Raw genomic sequence first — 15,618 nt, forward strand, 5'->3', positions numbered from 1 at the left:
CGGCCACTACTTCCCGCATGATGTGGATACTTTCGGCTTCCAGCCGTTGCAGGTGCGTCAGATTCATATGTGATACCGCTCCATATTATGGATTATTCTAATAACCAAATGTTATAGATGATCTATATATCCAGTTTATTTGATATATGGTTACAATGATAGCCCTGCCTAAAGAGCGAGTGGTTATATATGTCAGCATATTTGGTATTAGCATCAATTGGCGCCCTGTTGGTTTTGTTGATCCAGGGGCGAGTGCCGCCGGCGGTGCTGTTTACCTGCTGGGCGGTTGGTTATGTCTTGTTGGGGGTGACCGAACAACAGGCCCTGCTGACCAGTTTTTCCAATCCGGCGCTGATCACCCTGCTGGTGCTGATGCTGGTGTCGCTGGCACTGGAGCGCTCGCCTCTGCTGGATCGGGTGTCTGACACCCTGCTCAAGGGGCGGGAGTCGATGGCCAGCCTGCGGTTGATGGGGGTAACGGCCTTTCTTTCCGCCTTTCTGAATAACACCGCCGTGGTGGGGTCCTTGCTGGGGGTGATTTCCCGGCAAGGTTACATTCCTGCTTCGCGCTTGCTGATCCCGCTGTCTTACGCCTCCATTCTGGGCGGCATTACCACCCTGGTGGGCACCTCCACCAACCTGGTGGTGAACTCCTTCGTCATCAACGCCGGTTTGCCGCCGCTGGGCATGTTTCAGTTCACCCTGGTGGGCCTGCCGGTGGCCTTGCTCTGTATTCTGGGGCTGATGTTCAGTGCCCGGCTGCTGCCGCAAAACCGGGTGCAGGACCAGGAAACGCCCCAGTCCTATTTTCTGGAAGCCCAGGTTATGGCCGACTCGCCGCTGATTGGCAAAAGCATAGAAGCCAACCAGTTGCGTAACCTGAACGGGCTGTTCCTGCTGGAGATACTGCGTAACGATCGGCTGTTGAGCCCGGTGTCGCCGGACGAAGTATTGCAGCAGGACGACGTGCTGGTGTTTACCGGTGAAGTGGAAAAGGTGCAGGCGTTGCAGCGTTTCCCCGGTTTGCAGCTGTTTGGCAACGGTGTGGATCGGCTGCTGGCCTCCAACCTGGTTGAGGTGGTGATCGCTCACGAGTCGGAGCTGGCCAACCGTACCCTGCGTGAGGTGGACTTTCGCACGCTGTTCAATGCCGGTGTGGTCGGCATTCGCCGTGGCAAGCGCCGGCTGACCGGCCAGCTGGGACAGATACCGCTGCGGGTGGGCGACAGCCTGCTGCTGGCGGTGGGGCCGGATTTTACCGATCAACGCAACATCGACCGCAATTTTCACGTAATAAGCGGCACTCTGCAGCGACCCAAGCTGCACAAGCGCCAGAGCTTGCTGGCCTTTTGCGGCTTTGGAATCGTCATTGCCCTGGCCGCCGCGAGCATGGTGCCCCTGCTGAATGGCCTGCTGGTGTTGCTGGCGGCGCTGCTGGTAACCCGCATTCTGACCCTGAGCGAGCTGCGTCGGCGCTTTCCGTTCGAGCTGTGGCTGATCATCGGCTCGGCCCTGACCGTGGCCAAGGCGCTGGAAAGCTCGGGCGGGGCCCAACTGGTGGCCGATGCGGTACGCAGCCTGAGCAGTGGTTATGGGGTGTACGGCGCCTTTATCGGGGTGTTTCTGATTACGCTGATCCTCACCGAGATTGTGACCAACAACGCCGCCGCCGCCCTGGTGTTTCCCATCGGGCTCTCGACCGCCAGCGCCTTTGGTGCCGACCCCATGCCCTTTATCATGGCGGTGGCTTTTGGCGCCAGTGCCTGTTTTATCATCCCGTTTGGCTACCAGACCCACCTGATGGTGTATTCGCCCGGGCGCTACCGTATGGTGGATTACCTGAAGACGGGGCTGCCGGTCAGCCTGCTGTATTCGGCGGGGGTCATTACCCTGGTGCCGCTGATGTTTCCGTTTTAACCGAACCATGAAGCGAGAGGCGTGAGGGGGAAGTTTCCCCTCACGACCTTCCTGACTGGCCAATAAATCCGCAAACAGTCAGTGATTTATTGCATTAAAACAGATCTTTGCTAAACTGGCCTTTCTTCGATGGTGACCCCGTTGGTCCTCTCGCATCGGAATCTTGTTTACCAGGTCAGGCCCGGAAGGGAGCAGCCCAAGCAGGAACCTCCGAGTGCCGGGATGTGGCTGGCGGCGGTCACCTCCAATTTTCAGTGTTTCCTCGAATACCCTCAGTATTGTTTCTACCTGTGCTGTCATCTCTGACTGAGAATGACGACGAATTGCGCATCGCCAACACCCCTTTTTCAGCCTTACGCCTTCTCTCTGGCGAACCGCCTGCACATGTGCTAAAAAGATGAATTATCAATCGTTTATCGGATAATTCAGCTGATGGAAAATCCCTTGCCACGGAGACTGAAGGCCGCACGTTGCGCCGCCCGGCTGACCCAAATGCAGCTGGGGCAACGCCTCGGCATGGACGAAAACACAGCCAGTGCCCGCATGAACCAGTACGAAAAGGGCAAACACGCCCCGGACTACCAGACCCTGTGGCGTATCGCCGAGGTACTGGACGTGCCGGTGGCCTATTTTTATTGTGATGACGATGCTCTGGCCGAGCTGATCTGCCTGCTGGCCAAGCAGCCTCCCACCACAAGAACCGAGTTACTGGTTGCACTCGATACCAACCAGACGAGTCGTTAGTCCGTTTTAAGCCTTTACTCCCTTCAAGCGAGCCGAACCAGGAACACCGGAGCGGCCTCGTCTTTATCCCGCCCTGTTACCTTTTAAGCTACAATCCTCAGTGCCTATAATGAGAAAGCTTCATATGAATTACATCGAACTTTCGGCCACTCCGGCTCAACAGCAGGGAAAGGGAGAGGCAAGGTCGCCTGCAAGATCTGGCGGTAGCGTGCTTGTCGGGATGAATACAGCCTGACCCAGCCGTATGAACGCCCTGTTCAAATCCAGGTTATACGCACAGTATATTTGCGTTGTTCGTGTTCTGTGCGCGAATTTATGCGGCGTTTTATTGCCTTGTCTTTCTTTATATCGCGACCAAGGGTCAAGGCATTTTGGAGCCCGGACAAAAAATAAATGAGAAGGTGCAGCTTTTAAAGCATACTTATAACAAATAAAAGCACTCGGGCGCAGCATGGCTGCGCCGGTGTTTGAGGCGTTATACATTGCCAGCAGGAGGTAGATAAAGCTGATCTATTATATTGCCAAAGTCGTAGTGACTGCTATTCTGATTGTCCTTATATCGGAAGTGTCGAAGCGTAGTTCATTCATTGGCGCTGTACTGGCATCGGTGCCGCTGACGTCAGTCTTGGCAATGCTTTGGCTTTACATAGACACGGGTGATACTGGCAGAGTCAAAGATCTTGCAAGCAGCGTGTTCTGGCTGGTTCTGCCATCACTGGCGTTGTTTGTTGCGTTGACGGTTCTCTTAGCACAAGGGATTAATTTCTACCTTGCCCTGGCAGTATCAATCGGCATTACAGCAATCTGCTACTGGATAATGGTCGCTATCCTTCGTAGCTATGGTATTGGGCTTTAAACACCGTATAACAGGTCGAAGCAGTACGCGGCCGTAGTTCCCGGCAGAGCGTCTGCTGGGCTTCAAATGTTATGTGTAGCTATAAATGAAATTTCCCGGACGAAAAATGACGGAAAGAAAATGTATCTTGCCCGGCTATCATTTCGTGGTTTCTTTTGTGTCTGATTACGCCACTATGGAAAAAACAAACTTATTTCATTTCAATCGTTAATGCGGGCGTTATTAACAGGGGGTGTTGTGTACGAAAAAATAGAAGAATGGATTTGTCAGGTGAATGCTTCCTACGAGAACATGCGTCGGCCTTGCACTGTTTTTCAAAAACACTTCAACGATTTCTATTCACACAGTTTTCTTGAAACTGCCTATTTCGTAGTTGTCGACAAGATTCCGAAGCCGGATTTCCCCGAGTTGCGAGAAGCAGGTCTGGGAGCCTTCATCGACATGGATGCTAAAGGAATCACCTATGATGATACCTATTACGTAACAAAGCGTGCTGCACACGAGTTGCGGCTTCACTTCCATGAATTGGTACATGTGATCCAATGGCAGGAACTAACACCTCAGGGTTTCATTGCCCGTTATATTCAAGAAATGCAGACTTATGGATATGACGACGCTCCGCTGGAAAGAATGGCCTATGCCCTTGATGCTCATTATCAGGCAAGTGGGCAGAAATTTAGCGTAGAGCAGTTTGTACGAAAAAGTTTATAACCGGTCGCGTAAGGTAAATGCCCGGCGGCAGGTCGAGGCTAAAATACGCATGGCGCTTCACTATTTTTCCAAGCGCGTCTGTGAACCTTATTAAAACGGTTATGTTCCGCGTCTCACAAATGGAGTGATATGAATGAAGTTTCTGGTTTTTTTGGGTACGGTTCGGGATAGTACCCCCCCTAAACCCGCCCGCCTTGGCCTGCGGGTGGCGAAAGCGTGTATTGAATGTATGGATAGTCGATACGGCGGGCATGGGGTAGAGTTGGTTGATGCTCTGGATTACCCGTTGGAGCCTGTTTTCAAGCCGCATTTTTCTTACCCGAAAAGCAAGGCTCCACCGGCACTCAATGAGCTGGCGGAGAAAATTGAGTCTTCCGATGGTTTCATCATGATCAGCCCCGAATACAATCACTCAATGAGCCCTGCGTTGGCTAATCTGTTAAACCATTTTGGGAGCTCCCTGTTTTCCTACAAGCCCAGTGCAATCGTTACCTATTCTGCGGGTCAATGGGGTGGAATGCGTGCGGCAGTGGGAATGCGAACCTTTCTTTCGGAGCTGGGCTGTCTTCCGGTTTCTGCAATGATTCATGTGCCTAAAGCACAAGAGATCTTTGCAGCCGATGGATCACCGCTGGCAGGGGAGGAGCAAGCATCCTGGTTTGATTATTTTGGTCGGGCGTTCAATCAGCTGGTCTGGTGGGCTCAGGCCGCGAGTGAGCATAGGGCTGAGGTTGATCCGCACAGAATGGTCAGAAATTTCAAAACAGATCCTTCCGAGCGGAACGCTCCTTAGTGCGAGGGTTGTACAGCAACCTGCTTTCTGTCGCGTCACGGCTTACAACGCCAAGGGTGAGTGACTACCACAAGGTATTACTTCGTTTGATTAAGGGAATAATGAAAACGGAAAATATAAGCAAGGGACGCAGCCGCGCAGGGCTGAATCGCAATTTTAGTGACGTTAACCATACGCCAAGACAGAAAGAGCAAGGCGATGAAATCAGTAGACCCTGCCAAAATACGGGGCATGGATGCCAGCTGCTAATTCAGTCTTTAGTGTCTTGTTTTCTGGTGATGGTGTCTGAGGTGTTCAATAATTCATGCATTATTTGACCGCTTTAATTAACATCGGTGCTGGCAGGAAAATGGTTCGTCGCAAAAAAGCATGGGGCAGGCCTTACATTTACACCTGGGCGATATAATCCAGGCAAGGTTCGGATAATGTGAATTTTAATGGATGGATTTAATCGATTGATAGTGTGGACTTGCCCTTATGTATTCTCTGATAAAAATTGCTATAGCTCTTGAGCGTTAGCCTTACATTGTCTACAATAGCGCACTATTTATTTACGCTAGGTTAAACATGAACGACACTAACTCGCTACCAGCTTTACCGGATCGCCTTTCTGTAAACCCCCGCAGCCCACATCATGTGGCAGAAATTTTCGAGCACAACATTGGTATTCTGCTCAACGATAAAGAGCGTTTCGATGTCGAGGAATATTGCATCAGTGAAGGTTGGGTGAAAATTCCATCGCCTAAAGCCCTGGATCGTCGCGGACAACCGATGCTGATCACACTGAAAGGAAAGGTTGAAGCCTTTTATAAGTAATTTGCTCTACAAAGCGACTTGCTATCAGTATCCCCAAAGGGCCTGGAGACATCCAGGCCTTTTTTTGTATGTATTATTATGTATTAATGATGTTTTACTAAAAGTTTCTCTCATGTTTTTCTTTTGTTTTTTCAATCATCAACGATGTGTTGTATATGGCGGGTAAGCAAGTGACAGCTTGCCCAAGCCGTTATTGGGCCGTCAGGCGGCACCATGCTCAATTTTAATAGCAGAATGCGTCAAACATGACTTAAATATAAGCCTCTGGCGCGATGTTTCCGGCTACCTCTCAGGCCGGAGCCGATCGGGAGTCTGTGCCATGCTGGTGTTAAACAGAAGTCGTGTTAAACAAGGGGGGCGTTGAAACAACGGCGTCGTTAAACCACAGGGAGTCCGCCATGCTTGAATTTCGCCATGTTCACAAGACCTACACGACCCCGCAAGGGCCGCTGAGCGTGTTGTCGGGCGTGAACCTGCACCTTGGAGCCGGCGAAAGTCTGGCGCTGATGGGTGAATCGGGCAGCGGCAAGTCGACGCTGTTGCACCTGGCGGCGGGGCTCGACCTGCCCGACCAGGGCGAGGTATACATCGGCAACCAGTCTCTGGCCGGCCTGGATGAACCCGGCCGGGCGCGCATCAGACGCGATACGCTCGGCCTGGTGTTCCAGCAGTTTCATCTGGTCGCCAGCCTCAATGTGGCCGACAACTTGCGCCTGCAGGCCCGGCTGGCGGAGCGTGAAGATCCGGCCTGGTCGGCCCGGCTGCTGGAGCGACTGGATCTTACCGGGCGCGAGCGCCATTATCCCGAGCAACTGTCTGGCGGTCAGCAACAGCGTTTGGCCATTGGTCGTGCGCTGGCGTCTCGCCCGGCGTTGTTGTTGGCCGATGAACCCACTGGCAATCTTGACGAAACGACCGCCGAGACGGTGCTGGCGCTGCTACTGGAGTTGGTTGCCGAAAGCGGCAGTAGTCTGCTGATGGTGACGCACAGCCTCAAAGTCGCCGCCCCGCTGGATCGTCGTTTGATCCTGCACCGGGGTCAACTGCTGGCCGACCCCGCCGAGTGCCGCTTGCCATGCGGTTGATGGTGGTGGCGTTGGCGACGCTGTTATCACACTATCGGCGTCACCCCGGTCAGCTTGCGATGCTGCTGCTGGGACTCTGGGTTGCGGGGGCGCTATGGAGCGGTGTACAGGCCATCAATGCCTCGGCGCGTGAAAATTATGCACGGGCCGAGGCATTACTGGGCAGCGGTTTTGATCGTCTCGAACGCGAGGACGGTCAGGCGTTGACCCGGGACGACTTTATCCAGCTGCGCCGGGCAGGCGTACTGGTTTCGCCTCTGCTCGAGGGTGAGGTTGTTACCGACAGCGGCAAACAACTCACCCTCATTGGTATCGATCCACTCACCTTGTCTGGCAGCAGCACCCTGGCCCGCACCCGAACGCCGGGCAAGCTGCAGGACTTTCTCATGCCACCCTGGCAGACCCGCCTGGCACCAGATACCCGTTCCCAACTGGGTACTCAGCCAACACTGCACGGTGGTACGCCATTTCCCCCCATGATGGAGGTGCCCGAACTGCCGCCCAATACGCTGGTGATGGATATTGCCATCGCCGCACAGCTGCTGGGTGCCGGTGATGCGATCACCGCGCTGGTCAGCGCCGCGGATGCGCTGCCTGCGGCTCCCGGCGGATTCTCACCGGTTCGCGCCGATAGTCGGGCAGGCCCCGGTGAGCTGACCCAAAGCTTTCATCTCAACCTGACGGCCATGGCGCTGCTGGCGTTGATTGTCGGCTTGTTTATCGTTCAGGCGGCACTGGGGCTGGCACTGGAACAACGCCTGGGGCTGTTGCGCACGCTACGTGCCCTTGGCGTGTCTGGCCGCACCCTGGTTGCCTTGCTGGCGTTTGAGCTTGTGCTGCTGGGGCTGTTTGGCGCGCTGGCAGGGTTGGTCAGCGGGCTGTGGCTGGCCAAAACGCTGCTGCCGGATGTGGCCGCGACCCTGCAAAGCCTTTACGGCGCCGACGTCAGCGGTACGCTCAGCCTGCCCTGGCATTACTGGCTGGGCGGTATTGGGGTGACGCTGGGGGGGCTGTTCATTGCCGGCAGCGGCGTGCTGTGGCGGGCAAGCCGTATCAGCCTGCTGGGGCTCGGTCAGGCGCAGGCGTGGCGAGCCGGTTTTCAGCGCCAGTTACGGATGCAAGCACGGCTGGGCGGAGTGGCTGCGTTGTCGGCGTTGGCGTTCGGACTATGGCTGGTTACCCGGCCCAGCGGCGAGGGGCTGGGAGCCGGGTTCGGACTGGTCGCGGCCATCATCTTGGCCGCCGCCCTGTGGCTACCGCCACTGCTGGCCTTGCTACTGACCTTGTCGCTCGGCGGGCTGACCCGTCTGGCTCGCAGCCGGCCACTCACCCAGTGGGCCCTGGCCGATTTACAACTGCAGTTGCCACGGCTGTCGTTGGCCATGATGGCACTGCTGATTGCGCTGGCGGCCAACCTGGGTGTCAGCAGCATGGTGGGCGGCTTTCGTCTGACCTTTCTGGACTGGCTCGACCGGCGGCTGATGGCGGATCTTTATCTCAAGCCGCCGGCGTCGCAATTCGCAGAAATTGATGTCTGGCTTGACCGGCGCGATGAGGTCAAGGAGCGGCTGATCACCGCCGACGCCGAATCGCAGTTGCTCGAGGTAAGCCCAGACAGCATCACAGACAATACCGCCCGCCGCCATCCGGGCCTGCCGCTACCGGTGTTTGGTATCACGCCGGGCCCATCGCTGATGGCGGACTGGCCGCTGCTCGCCACCCTTGGCGACAGAGATGCCGCCTGGCAGGCGCTCCAGCATGGCGAGGCCTTTATCAACGAGCAGCTGGCCCGGGGGGAGGGCGTTGCTCTGGGCGACCGGCTCAGCCTGGCTATTCCCGGCGGCGTTGAAGTTGTGACCGTGGTGGGCATCTACCCCGATTACGGTAACCCGCGGGGCGAGGTGGTGCTGGCCACGCAGCAGGTGCGGCGGCTGTTCAGGGTGCCGTCGGCCTCCATCGGCATCGTGATGTACTCTGGCGAGGATGCCACTCTGCTACGCCGGCAGCTGATCGAGCGCTTCAACCTGACGCCGCACAGTTTGCGAGACCAGCGCGAGGTCAAGGCCACGGCAACCGCCATCTTCGAACGCACCTTTGCCATTACCCGGGCGCTGAATACCCTGACGCTTACCGTGGCGGCGTTGGCGCTGCTGGCGTCTCTGCTGGCGCAAGCCCGGGAACGGCGCCAACGAATGGCCACACTCTGGGCGATGGGCGTGCCACTGCGTCGGCTGCTTGGCATTCAGCTGGCTCAGCTGGCCGGTGTCTCGCTGGTCACCGGCCTGCTGGCCATTCCTCTCGGCATCGCCATTACCGCCTGCCTGGTGTGGGGCATCAATGTGGCGGCCTTTGGTTGGCGGCTTCCGCTGCACATTTTTCCCGGCGAGATGAGCCTGACTCTGGCCATTGCCGTGTTGGTGGCCCTGCTGGCGGCGGCCCTGCCGATGTTCAGGCTGTGGCGCACGCCCCCCCGGGCACTGCTGGCGGAGGAGGAAAGCGCTTGAAGATCAAACCGTGGCACCTGAACCCTCCGCGTCGTGGTTTATCCGTGCTGTGTATGTTGTTGCTGCTCGGGGCCTGCGGCCCGGCTCCTGATCCCGGTTCCGAGACCAGATCCGAGTCTGGCCAGGGTGCGGTTACGGGGACGGATGTGAGTAGCGGCAGAGCCGGCTTTGCCGGTCTGGGCGCATCAAGCCAGGGCTATGCCCACGCCAGTCCAGACACTCCTCTCCATTTTCCTGACGATCACGGGCCGCACCCGGACTTTCGCATCGAGTGGTGGTATCTCACGGCCAATCTTGAAAACGCGGATGGCGAGCCGCTGGGCATACAGTGGACGCTGTTCCGTCAGGCGCAGCAGCCCAGGGCGTCCGACGCCAGCGCCGCTATTGCCGATCTCGGGATCAGGTCTAACGCCGGGCCCTGGGCTGCGGATCAACTGTGGATGGCACACATGGCGCTGTCTCTTGGCGAGCACCATCGCGTGGCCGAACGTTTCGCACGGGGCACCGGCGTACCGCTTCCGGACGCCGAACAGCAAGCCGGCGTGATGGCCCGGCCTTTTCGCGCCTGGCTGGATGACTGGCGACTTGAAAGCCTGAGTACACACTCCGGGGGCGATGCCCTGGATCGCCTTCGCCTGATGGCTCAAGCCGAGGACGAGAAGGGCCCCTTTGGCTATCAATTGGAGCTCGAGGCCGAAGGGCCCCTGGTGCGCCATGGCATCCGCGGTTTCAGCCAGAAATCGGCCGACGGGCAAGGCTCCATGTATTACAGCCAGCCCTTTTATCGCGTCAGCGGCGAAGTGTGGCTTAACGGCGAGCGCGTGGCGGTCGTCGGGCGGGCCTGGTTGGACCGGGAATGGAGCAGTCAGTTGCTGAGTGCAGGCCAAACCGGCTGGGACTGGTTTTCGCTGCACCTCGACAGCGGCGCCCGGTTGATGGCCTTTCGCCTGCGCGGTGGGGGGGCAAACCACGACGACTATCTTTCCGGCAGTTGGATCACCCCCGCTGGCGAGGTAACACCGCTAACTGCCGACGCGTTCACCCTGGTGCCGCAGGCGTTTGCCAACGCGGCCGGGCATCGCGTGCCGGTGCGCTGGCGTCTGACGCTGCCAGAGCAAAACCTTGAACTGGAGATAGCGGCTCGCCACGCGAATCGCTGGATGAACACCTCGGTGCCCTACTGGGAAGGGGCGGTCAGCGTGACCGACGCCGCAAGTGGTGCTCCGCGCGGCCAGGGCTACCTGGAAATGACCGGATACACAAAACCCCGGTAGAGGAAGCAGTTACCCGAAATTCGTTAAAACGCGGGTTTGTCTTTGGCCTGACCCATTCCCGAAGCCTTGTTCCCGAAGCCTTGTTCCCGAAGCCTTGCATTTTACACTGATGTAAGCCGGCTCTATCTGGCGACCCAGTCTACGGAGGATCATTATCCCGAGCCTGTTGCGTATGCCCACTGACCGAACTCCGGGCCCGACCCTGAGGTGCATGCTCAACCTGGTCGGCATGACGACCGGGCTGCGTTTGTTTTTGCCGCCAATTTTGTTAAAGTTTCCATTTTTCGCGTTGGTCGGGAAAGGTAATTGCAATGGAAGAAATATTTTTTGCCGGTGGTTGCTTATGGGGCGTTCAGGAGTTCATGCGTCATTTGCCCGGCGTGATAAATACCGAAGTTGGCCGGGCAAACGGCGCGACCCATACAACACAATCTGAATACGATGGTTATGCGGAGTGTGTACGCACTCAGTTTGATCCGCAGGTGGTGTCAGTTTCCCGGCTGATGGATTATTTCTTTGAGATCATAGACCCTTACAGTATCAACAGACAGGGTGAAGATGTAGGGGAAAAATACCGCACCGGTGTATATAGTCGAGATGGCAAGCATCTCGAGGTGGTTAACAATTATATTGCCGCCCGACCCGACGCCAATAAGATTTCCGTTGAAGTAAAGCCGCTAACAAATTATGTGAAAAGTGATGACGAGCATCAAGATCGATTGACCCTGCACCCGGATGATTATTGTCATATTCCATTGGATTTATTGCACAAATATCGACGGACATAAGTTTACTTCCGTCTCCGCTAATATGAAAAAGTACCTGTCCAGGTGCTTTTTTCGTTTTTAAAGTCTGATTGCTTCTGTTGGGTGGATATCAGCTTCGGAGTCGCATAGATCGGTCATGTATTTTTGGCTGTTCTCCTTCTATTGAAACAGGGCCTGTATTTTTACCTAAATATCAGTATTGCAATTGGGCTTGCAATCGGGTGTTACTGGATCATGGTTTTAGCTTTGGATCATTTCGGGCCAAAACTGTAAATGCTGTATAACACGTTCATACAGTCGGACAATTGCCAGGGTGAAAGTGGCTGTAAAACTCTGCCATACCACAGGTAAAGCGGCCATCAGTCTGCTATTCACCCATCATCGACACTCACCATGAAAGGTGATACTCTGCCTGATTGCTACATGAAAATACACGCAGAATATCTTTATAAACAATGACTTATATACAAATATACTTGGCGGACAGCCTGTGAAAATACCCAAACGCCTACAGCCGCTCGTCGATGACGGTTTAATCGATGAAGTGATCAGCCGACTCATGAGCGGCAAAGAAGCCGATGTTTTTGTTGTCCGTTGTGGTGAGCACATCCGTTGCGCCAAAGTCTATAAAGATGCCATTAAACGTAGCTTCAAAAAGGCGGCACAATATCAGGAAGGGCGAAAAGTTCGTGGTGGTCGTCAAGCACGAGCCATGGAAAAGCGTTCAAGCTATGGTCGCCAATTAGAGGAAAAAATCTGGCAAAACGCCGAAGTTGATGCTTTATCCCGGTTAGCCAATGCCGGTGTACGCGTACCCCAAACCTTTGGTTGCGTTGATGGCGTATTACTAATGGAACTGGTCTCTGACGACGAGGGCAATGTCGCACCACAACTCGGTGATGTGATGATGTCGGAAGAACAGGCGATTGAAGATCACGCCATCATGATGCATTACATCAAGCTCATGCTTTGTGCGGGCATCATACACGGTGATTTATCCGAATTTAACGTACTGGTTGATGATAACGGCCCGGTGATTATCGACCTGCCACAAGCGGTTAATGCCGCCGCCAATAATAGTGCAGAAGCAATGTTCGCCCGTGATGTCAACAATATGCGTCGCTATTATGGCGATTTTGCACCTGCCTTGTTGCACACGCAATACGCCAAAGAAATGTGGGCATTGTTCGAAGAAGGTAACTTGACAACTAACTCAACACTCAGTGGTGAGTTTGAAGATGACAGCAACAGCGCAGATGTAGATTCCGTACTGGAAGAAATCAAAGCGGCGATGCAAGAAGAGCAGGAACGTAAAGAGCGTATACGTGAAGCCGAGGGAGAAGCCTGAGCATCAGCCGTTTAATCAATTGCCGGCCCGGGTTATTGCGGCACATCCAGGGTGTAGCCCATTCCTCTTATGGTTTGAATGAGCTTGAGCTCGAAGCCATCGTCGATTTTGGCGCGTAGCCGGCGAATGGCCACGTCGATCACGTTGGTATCGCTGTCGAAGTTCATGTCCCAGACCAGAGAAGCGATTAACGAGCGCGATAATACCTCACCCTGCCGGCGCACCAGCAGTTCCAGCAGGGCAAATTCCTTGTTGGTGAGGTGAATGTGTTCACCGGCACGGATAGCCCGGCGTCGAGACACGTTCAGTGTGAGATCGGCCACTTCCAGTTGATTACTTTGTGGCTGGGGTGTGCCCCGGCGCAGCAGGGTGCGTACCCGGGCCAGCAGTTCGGAAAAGGCGAACGGCTTGACCAGATAATCATCGGCGCCGAGCTCCAGCCCTCGCACCCGGTCTTCTAGCTGTCGCGAGCGGTCAAAAACAGCAAGGGCATTTGCCGGCCCTTGTTGCGTAGCGACTCCGCAATACGCCAACCGTCCAAGTCCGGCAGCATCACATCGAGAATGATCAAATCGTAAGGCTCACTCACCGCCAGATGAAACCCGTCCAGGCCGGTGCGGGCGAGATCCACCACAAACCCCGCCTCGTTCAGCCCTTTCTGCAGGTAATCTCCGGTTTTTTGCTCATCTTCAATGATCAAAAGTTTCATTGCGGGTATCTCTTTGCGCTGTTGGTAATAAGCGTGATGACGGCCCGGGGCGCGTCACCTCTACTCTTATCTTTATCGCATGATACACGGAACCAGTGTTGCGGGGCCAAGATGACAATTTTGTAATCTTGTCGTCATCCTGCAGACAGGGCCGCCTTTCTATTCTCTTCATAACAACAATTCCAAATGAACAAGATGCCACAAGGAGAGAAGGTGCAATGACAGAGGCAAAGAACAGTCCCAATCTGCCCCGGCGCCGGTTTGTGCAGGGGCTGGCCGCCGGCGGTGTGGTGCTGGGCATGGCACCCATGCTAACGCCGGCCCGGGCCGCCAGCCCGGGTACCCTGACCGGCGACGTTCCCGTGCTGACCGGTACCGAATTCGAGCTGGTGATCGATGAAACACCGGTCAACTTCACCGGCAAGAACCGCATGGCTACCACCATCAACGGCTCCATTCCCGGGCCGACCCTGCGCATGCGAGAAGGGGACGAGGTGACCATCCGCGTGACCAACCGGCTGAAGGAGCCGACCTCCATTCACTGGCACGGCATCATCTTGCCCTACCAGATGGACGGGGTGCCGGGCATCAGTTTCCCCGGCATTGCCCCCGGCGAAACCTTTACCTACAAGTACAAGCTGGAGCAGAGCGGCACCTACTGGTATCACTCCCATTCGGGCATGCAGGAGCTGACCGGCATGTACGGCGGTCTGATCATCGATCCGGCCGAGGGCGAGACCATTGAGGCCGACCGCGAGCACCTGGTGCTGCTGTCCGACTGGACCGACGAAAACCCGATGCGGGTGTTCGGCAAGCTCAAGAGTCAGGGCGATTTCTACAACTTCAATCAGCCCACCGTATTCGACTTTTTCCGGGATGTGTCCAGTGACGGCCTGATGACGGCGCTGAACAAGCGGCAGATGTGGAACGCAATGCGCATGAGCCCGAGCGATCTGGCGGACTTGTCATCCCAGACCCTCACCTACCTGATGAACGGCACGGCGCCCGCCGGTAACTGGACGGCCCTGTTCAAGCAGGGCGAGCGGGTGCGGTTGCGCTTTATCAACGGTGCCGGCAACAGCTTTTATGATGTGCGTATTCCCGGGCTCAAGATGACGGTGGTACAGGCCGACGGCCTCAATGTAGCGCCAGTGACCGTGGATGAATTCCGCTTCGGCCCCGGCGAGACCTACGATGTGCTGGTTGAGCCAAAGGCCGAGGCCTATACCCTGTTTGCCCAGGCGATGGACAGAACCGGCTATGCCAGTGGCACCCTGGCCACGCGGGAGGGGTTGCGTGCCGCCATCCCCGAGCTGGACCCACCCCAGAATCTGACCATGGTCGACATGATGGGCGACATGGGGGCCATGAACCACGGTGGCCTGGATCACAACGGCATGAAGATGGGTGCCATGAGCGGCATGGACCATAGCGGTATGGATATGATCGGCATGGACCACAGTGGCATGGACATGGGCGCCATGGCCGGAATGGAACATGGCAGCATGACGGGGATGGATCACGGTGCCATGGCCGGCGGTCTGACCAGGGCCGGCAGCGAGGTGCGCCATGCCCGTAGCGAATACGGCCCCAGCGTGGATATGCGGGTGGATACACCGCGCACCAATCTGGACGATCCCGGTGTGGGATTGCGCAACAACGGACGCCGGGTACTGACCCTGGCCGATTTGCGCACGCCGGGGGGGCCCATGGACCCACGGCCACCGGAGCGGGAAATAGAGCTGCACCTTACCGGTAACATGGAGCGTTATACCTGGTCGTTCGACGGGGTCGAGTTCGGCAGCTCCACCCCGGTTCACCTGAACTTCGGCGAGCGGGTGCGTATTATCCTGCACAACGACACCATGATGACCCACCCCATGCACCTGCACGGCATGTGGAGCGAGCTGGAAAGCCCGGATGGGGACTTTCTGGTGCGCCGCCACACCATACCGGTACAACCGGCACAGCGGATCAGCTTTCTGGTGACCGCCGATGCCCTGGGGCGCTGGGCCTGGCACTGTCACCTTATGTTTCATATGGATGCGGGCATGTTCCGGCAGGTGGTGGTGTCATGAGCCGGATCAAAAGAGG

The 15,618-nt window shown here is 56.2% G+C and carries 14 protein-coding genes and 1 other RNA gene; 13 read left to right on the forward strand and 2 right to left on the reverse strand.

Translation table 11 applies throughout. The features are described from left to right. Window positions 1-228: 228 nt before the first annotated feature. The 12 genes from BFR47_RS15725 to BFR47_RS15780 all read left to right on the forward strand — a co-directional run bounded on the left by BFR47_RS15725 (window position 229) and on the right by BFR47_RS15780 (window position 12,815). Window positions 229-1,917, forward strand: coding sequence for an SLC13 family permease (locus BFR47_RS15725; protein WP_245748963.1), 1,689 nt, complete (start codon window positions 229-231; stop codon window positions 1,915-1,917). Window positions 1,918-2,056: 139 nt separating this feature from the next. Next, window positions 2,057-2,154, forward strand: an RNA gene (gene ffs / locus BFR47_RS15730) — signal recognition particle sRNA small type. Between the two features lie 207 nt (window positions 2,155-2,361). Further along, window positions 2,362-2,661, forward strand: coding sequence for a helix-turn-helix domain-containing protein (locus BFR47_RS15735; RefSeq protein ID WP_217645579.1), 300 nt, complete (start codon window positions 2,362-2,364; stop codon window positions 2,659-2,661). 517 nt (window positions 2,662-3,178) lie between these two features. Further along, entirely contained in the window at window positions 3,179-3,517 is a 339-nt protein-coding gene (locus tag BFR47_RS15740; RefSeq protein WP_281245986.1) for a DUF3147 family protein, read from the forward strand. Window positions 3,518-3,754: 237 nt separating this feature from the next. Beyond that, entirely contained in the window at window positions 3,755-4,228 is a 474-nt protein-coding gene (locus BFR47_RS15745) for a hypothetical protein (RefSeq protein WP_139215207.1), read from the forward strand. A 133-nt stretch (window positions 4,229-4,361) separates the two neighbouring features. Beyond that, on the forward strand, window positions 4,362-5,021 hold the full coding sequence (locus BFR47_RS15750) for an NADPH-dependent FMN reductase (protein ID WP_071473949.1): 660 nt from the start codon (window positions 4,362-4,364) through the stop codon (window positions 5,019-5,021). A gap of 567 nt (window positions 5,022-5,588) precedes the next feature. Further along, window positions 5,589-5,837, forward strand: a complete 249-nt coding sequence (locus BFR47_RS15755; protein ID WP_071473950.1) for a DUF3297 family protein — start codon at window positions 5,589-5,591, stop codon at window positions 5,835-5,837. A 398-nt stretch (window positions 5,838-6,235) separates the two neighbouring features. Then, on the forward strand, window positions 6,236-6,922 hold the full coding sequence (locus BFR47_RS15760) for an ABC transporter ATP-binding protein (protein ID WP_071473951.1): 687 nt from the start codon (window positions 6,236-6,238) through the stop codon (window positions 6,920-6,922). After that, the gene (locus BFR47_RS15765) at window positions 6,901-9,426 is read left to right on the forward strand and encodes an ABC transporter permease (protein ID WP_245748964.1); all 2,526 of its coding nucleotides are present in this window, start codon (window positions 6,901-6,903) and stop codon (window positions 9,424-9,426) included. The genes BFR47_RS15760 and BFR47_RS15765 overlap by 22 nt, the downstream gene beginning before the upstream one ends. A gap of 146 nt (window positions 9,427-9,572) precedes the next feature. Beyond that, the gene (locus BFR47_RS15770; protein ID WP_245748965.1) at window positions 9,573-10,700 is read left to right on the forward strand and encodes a lipocalin-like domain-containing protein; all 1,128 of its coding nucleotides are present in this window, start codon (window positions 9,573-9,575) and stop codon (window positions 10,698-10,700) included. Window positions 10,701-11,011: 311 nt separating this feature from the next. Further along, complete coding sequence (locus tag BFR47_RS15775) at window positions 11,012-11,488, forward strand: peptide-methionine (S)-S-oxide reductase (RefSeq protein ID WP_071473953.1); 477 nt, start codon at window positions 11,012-11,014, stop codon at window positions 11,486-11,488. 469 nt (window positions 11,489-11,957) lie between these two features. Then, on the forward strand, window positions 11,958-12,815 hold the full coding sequence (locus BFR47_RS15780; RefSeq protein WP_071473954.1) for a PA4780 family RIO1-like protein kinase: 858 nt from the start codon (window positions 11,958-11,960) through the stop codon (window positions 12,813-12,815). Window positions 12,816-12,847: 32 nt separating this feature from the next. Here the strand turns inward: BFR47_RS15780 and BFR47_RS19475 are convergent, their stop codons facing one another. Together BFR47_RS19475 and BFR47_RS19480 are read right to left on the reverse strand one after the other, a co-directional pair. After that, entirely contained in the window at window positions 12,848-13,264 is a 417-nt protein-coding gene (locus BFR47_RS19475) for a winged helix-turn-helix domain-containing protein (RefSeq protein WP_425434024.1), read from the reverse strand. Between the two features lie 8 nt (window positions 13,265-13,272). Beyond that, window positions 13,273-13,524, reverse strand: coding sequence for a response regulator (locus BFR47_RS19480; RefSeq protein ID WP_425434025.1), 252 nt, complete (start codon window positions 13,522-13,524; stop codon window positions 13,273-13,275). 218 nt (window positions 13,525-13,742) lie between these two features. Here BFR47_RS19480 and BFR47_RS15790 point away from each other — a divergent pair, with 218 nt between their 5' ends. Then, window positions 13,743-15,602: a copper resistance system multicopper oxidase gene (locus BFR47_RS15790; protein ID WP_071473955.1), complete on the forward strand. Its 1,860-nt coding sequence runs from the start codon at window positions 13,743-13,745 to the stop codon at window positions 15,600-15,602. The last annotated feature ends 16 nt before the right edge of the window (window positions 15,603-15,618 follow it).

The sequence above is a fragment of the Oceanisphaera psychrotolerans genome (assembly GCF_001870485.1).
In the GTDB taxonomy this organism is placed as follows: Bacteria; Pseudomonadota; Gammaproteobacteria; order Enterobacterales; family Aeromonadaceae; genus Oceanimonas; species Oceanimonas psychrotolerans.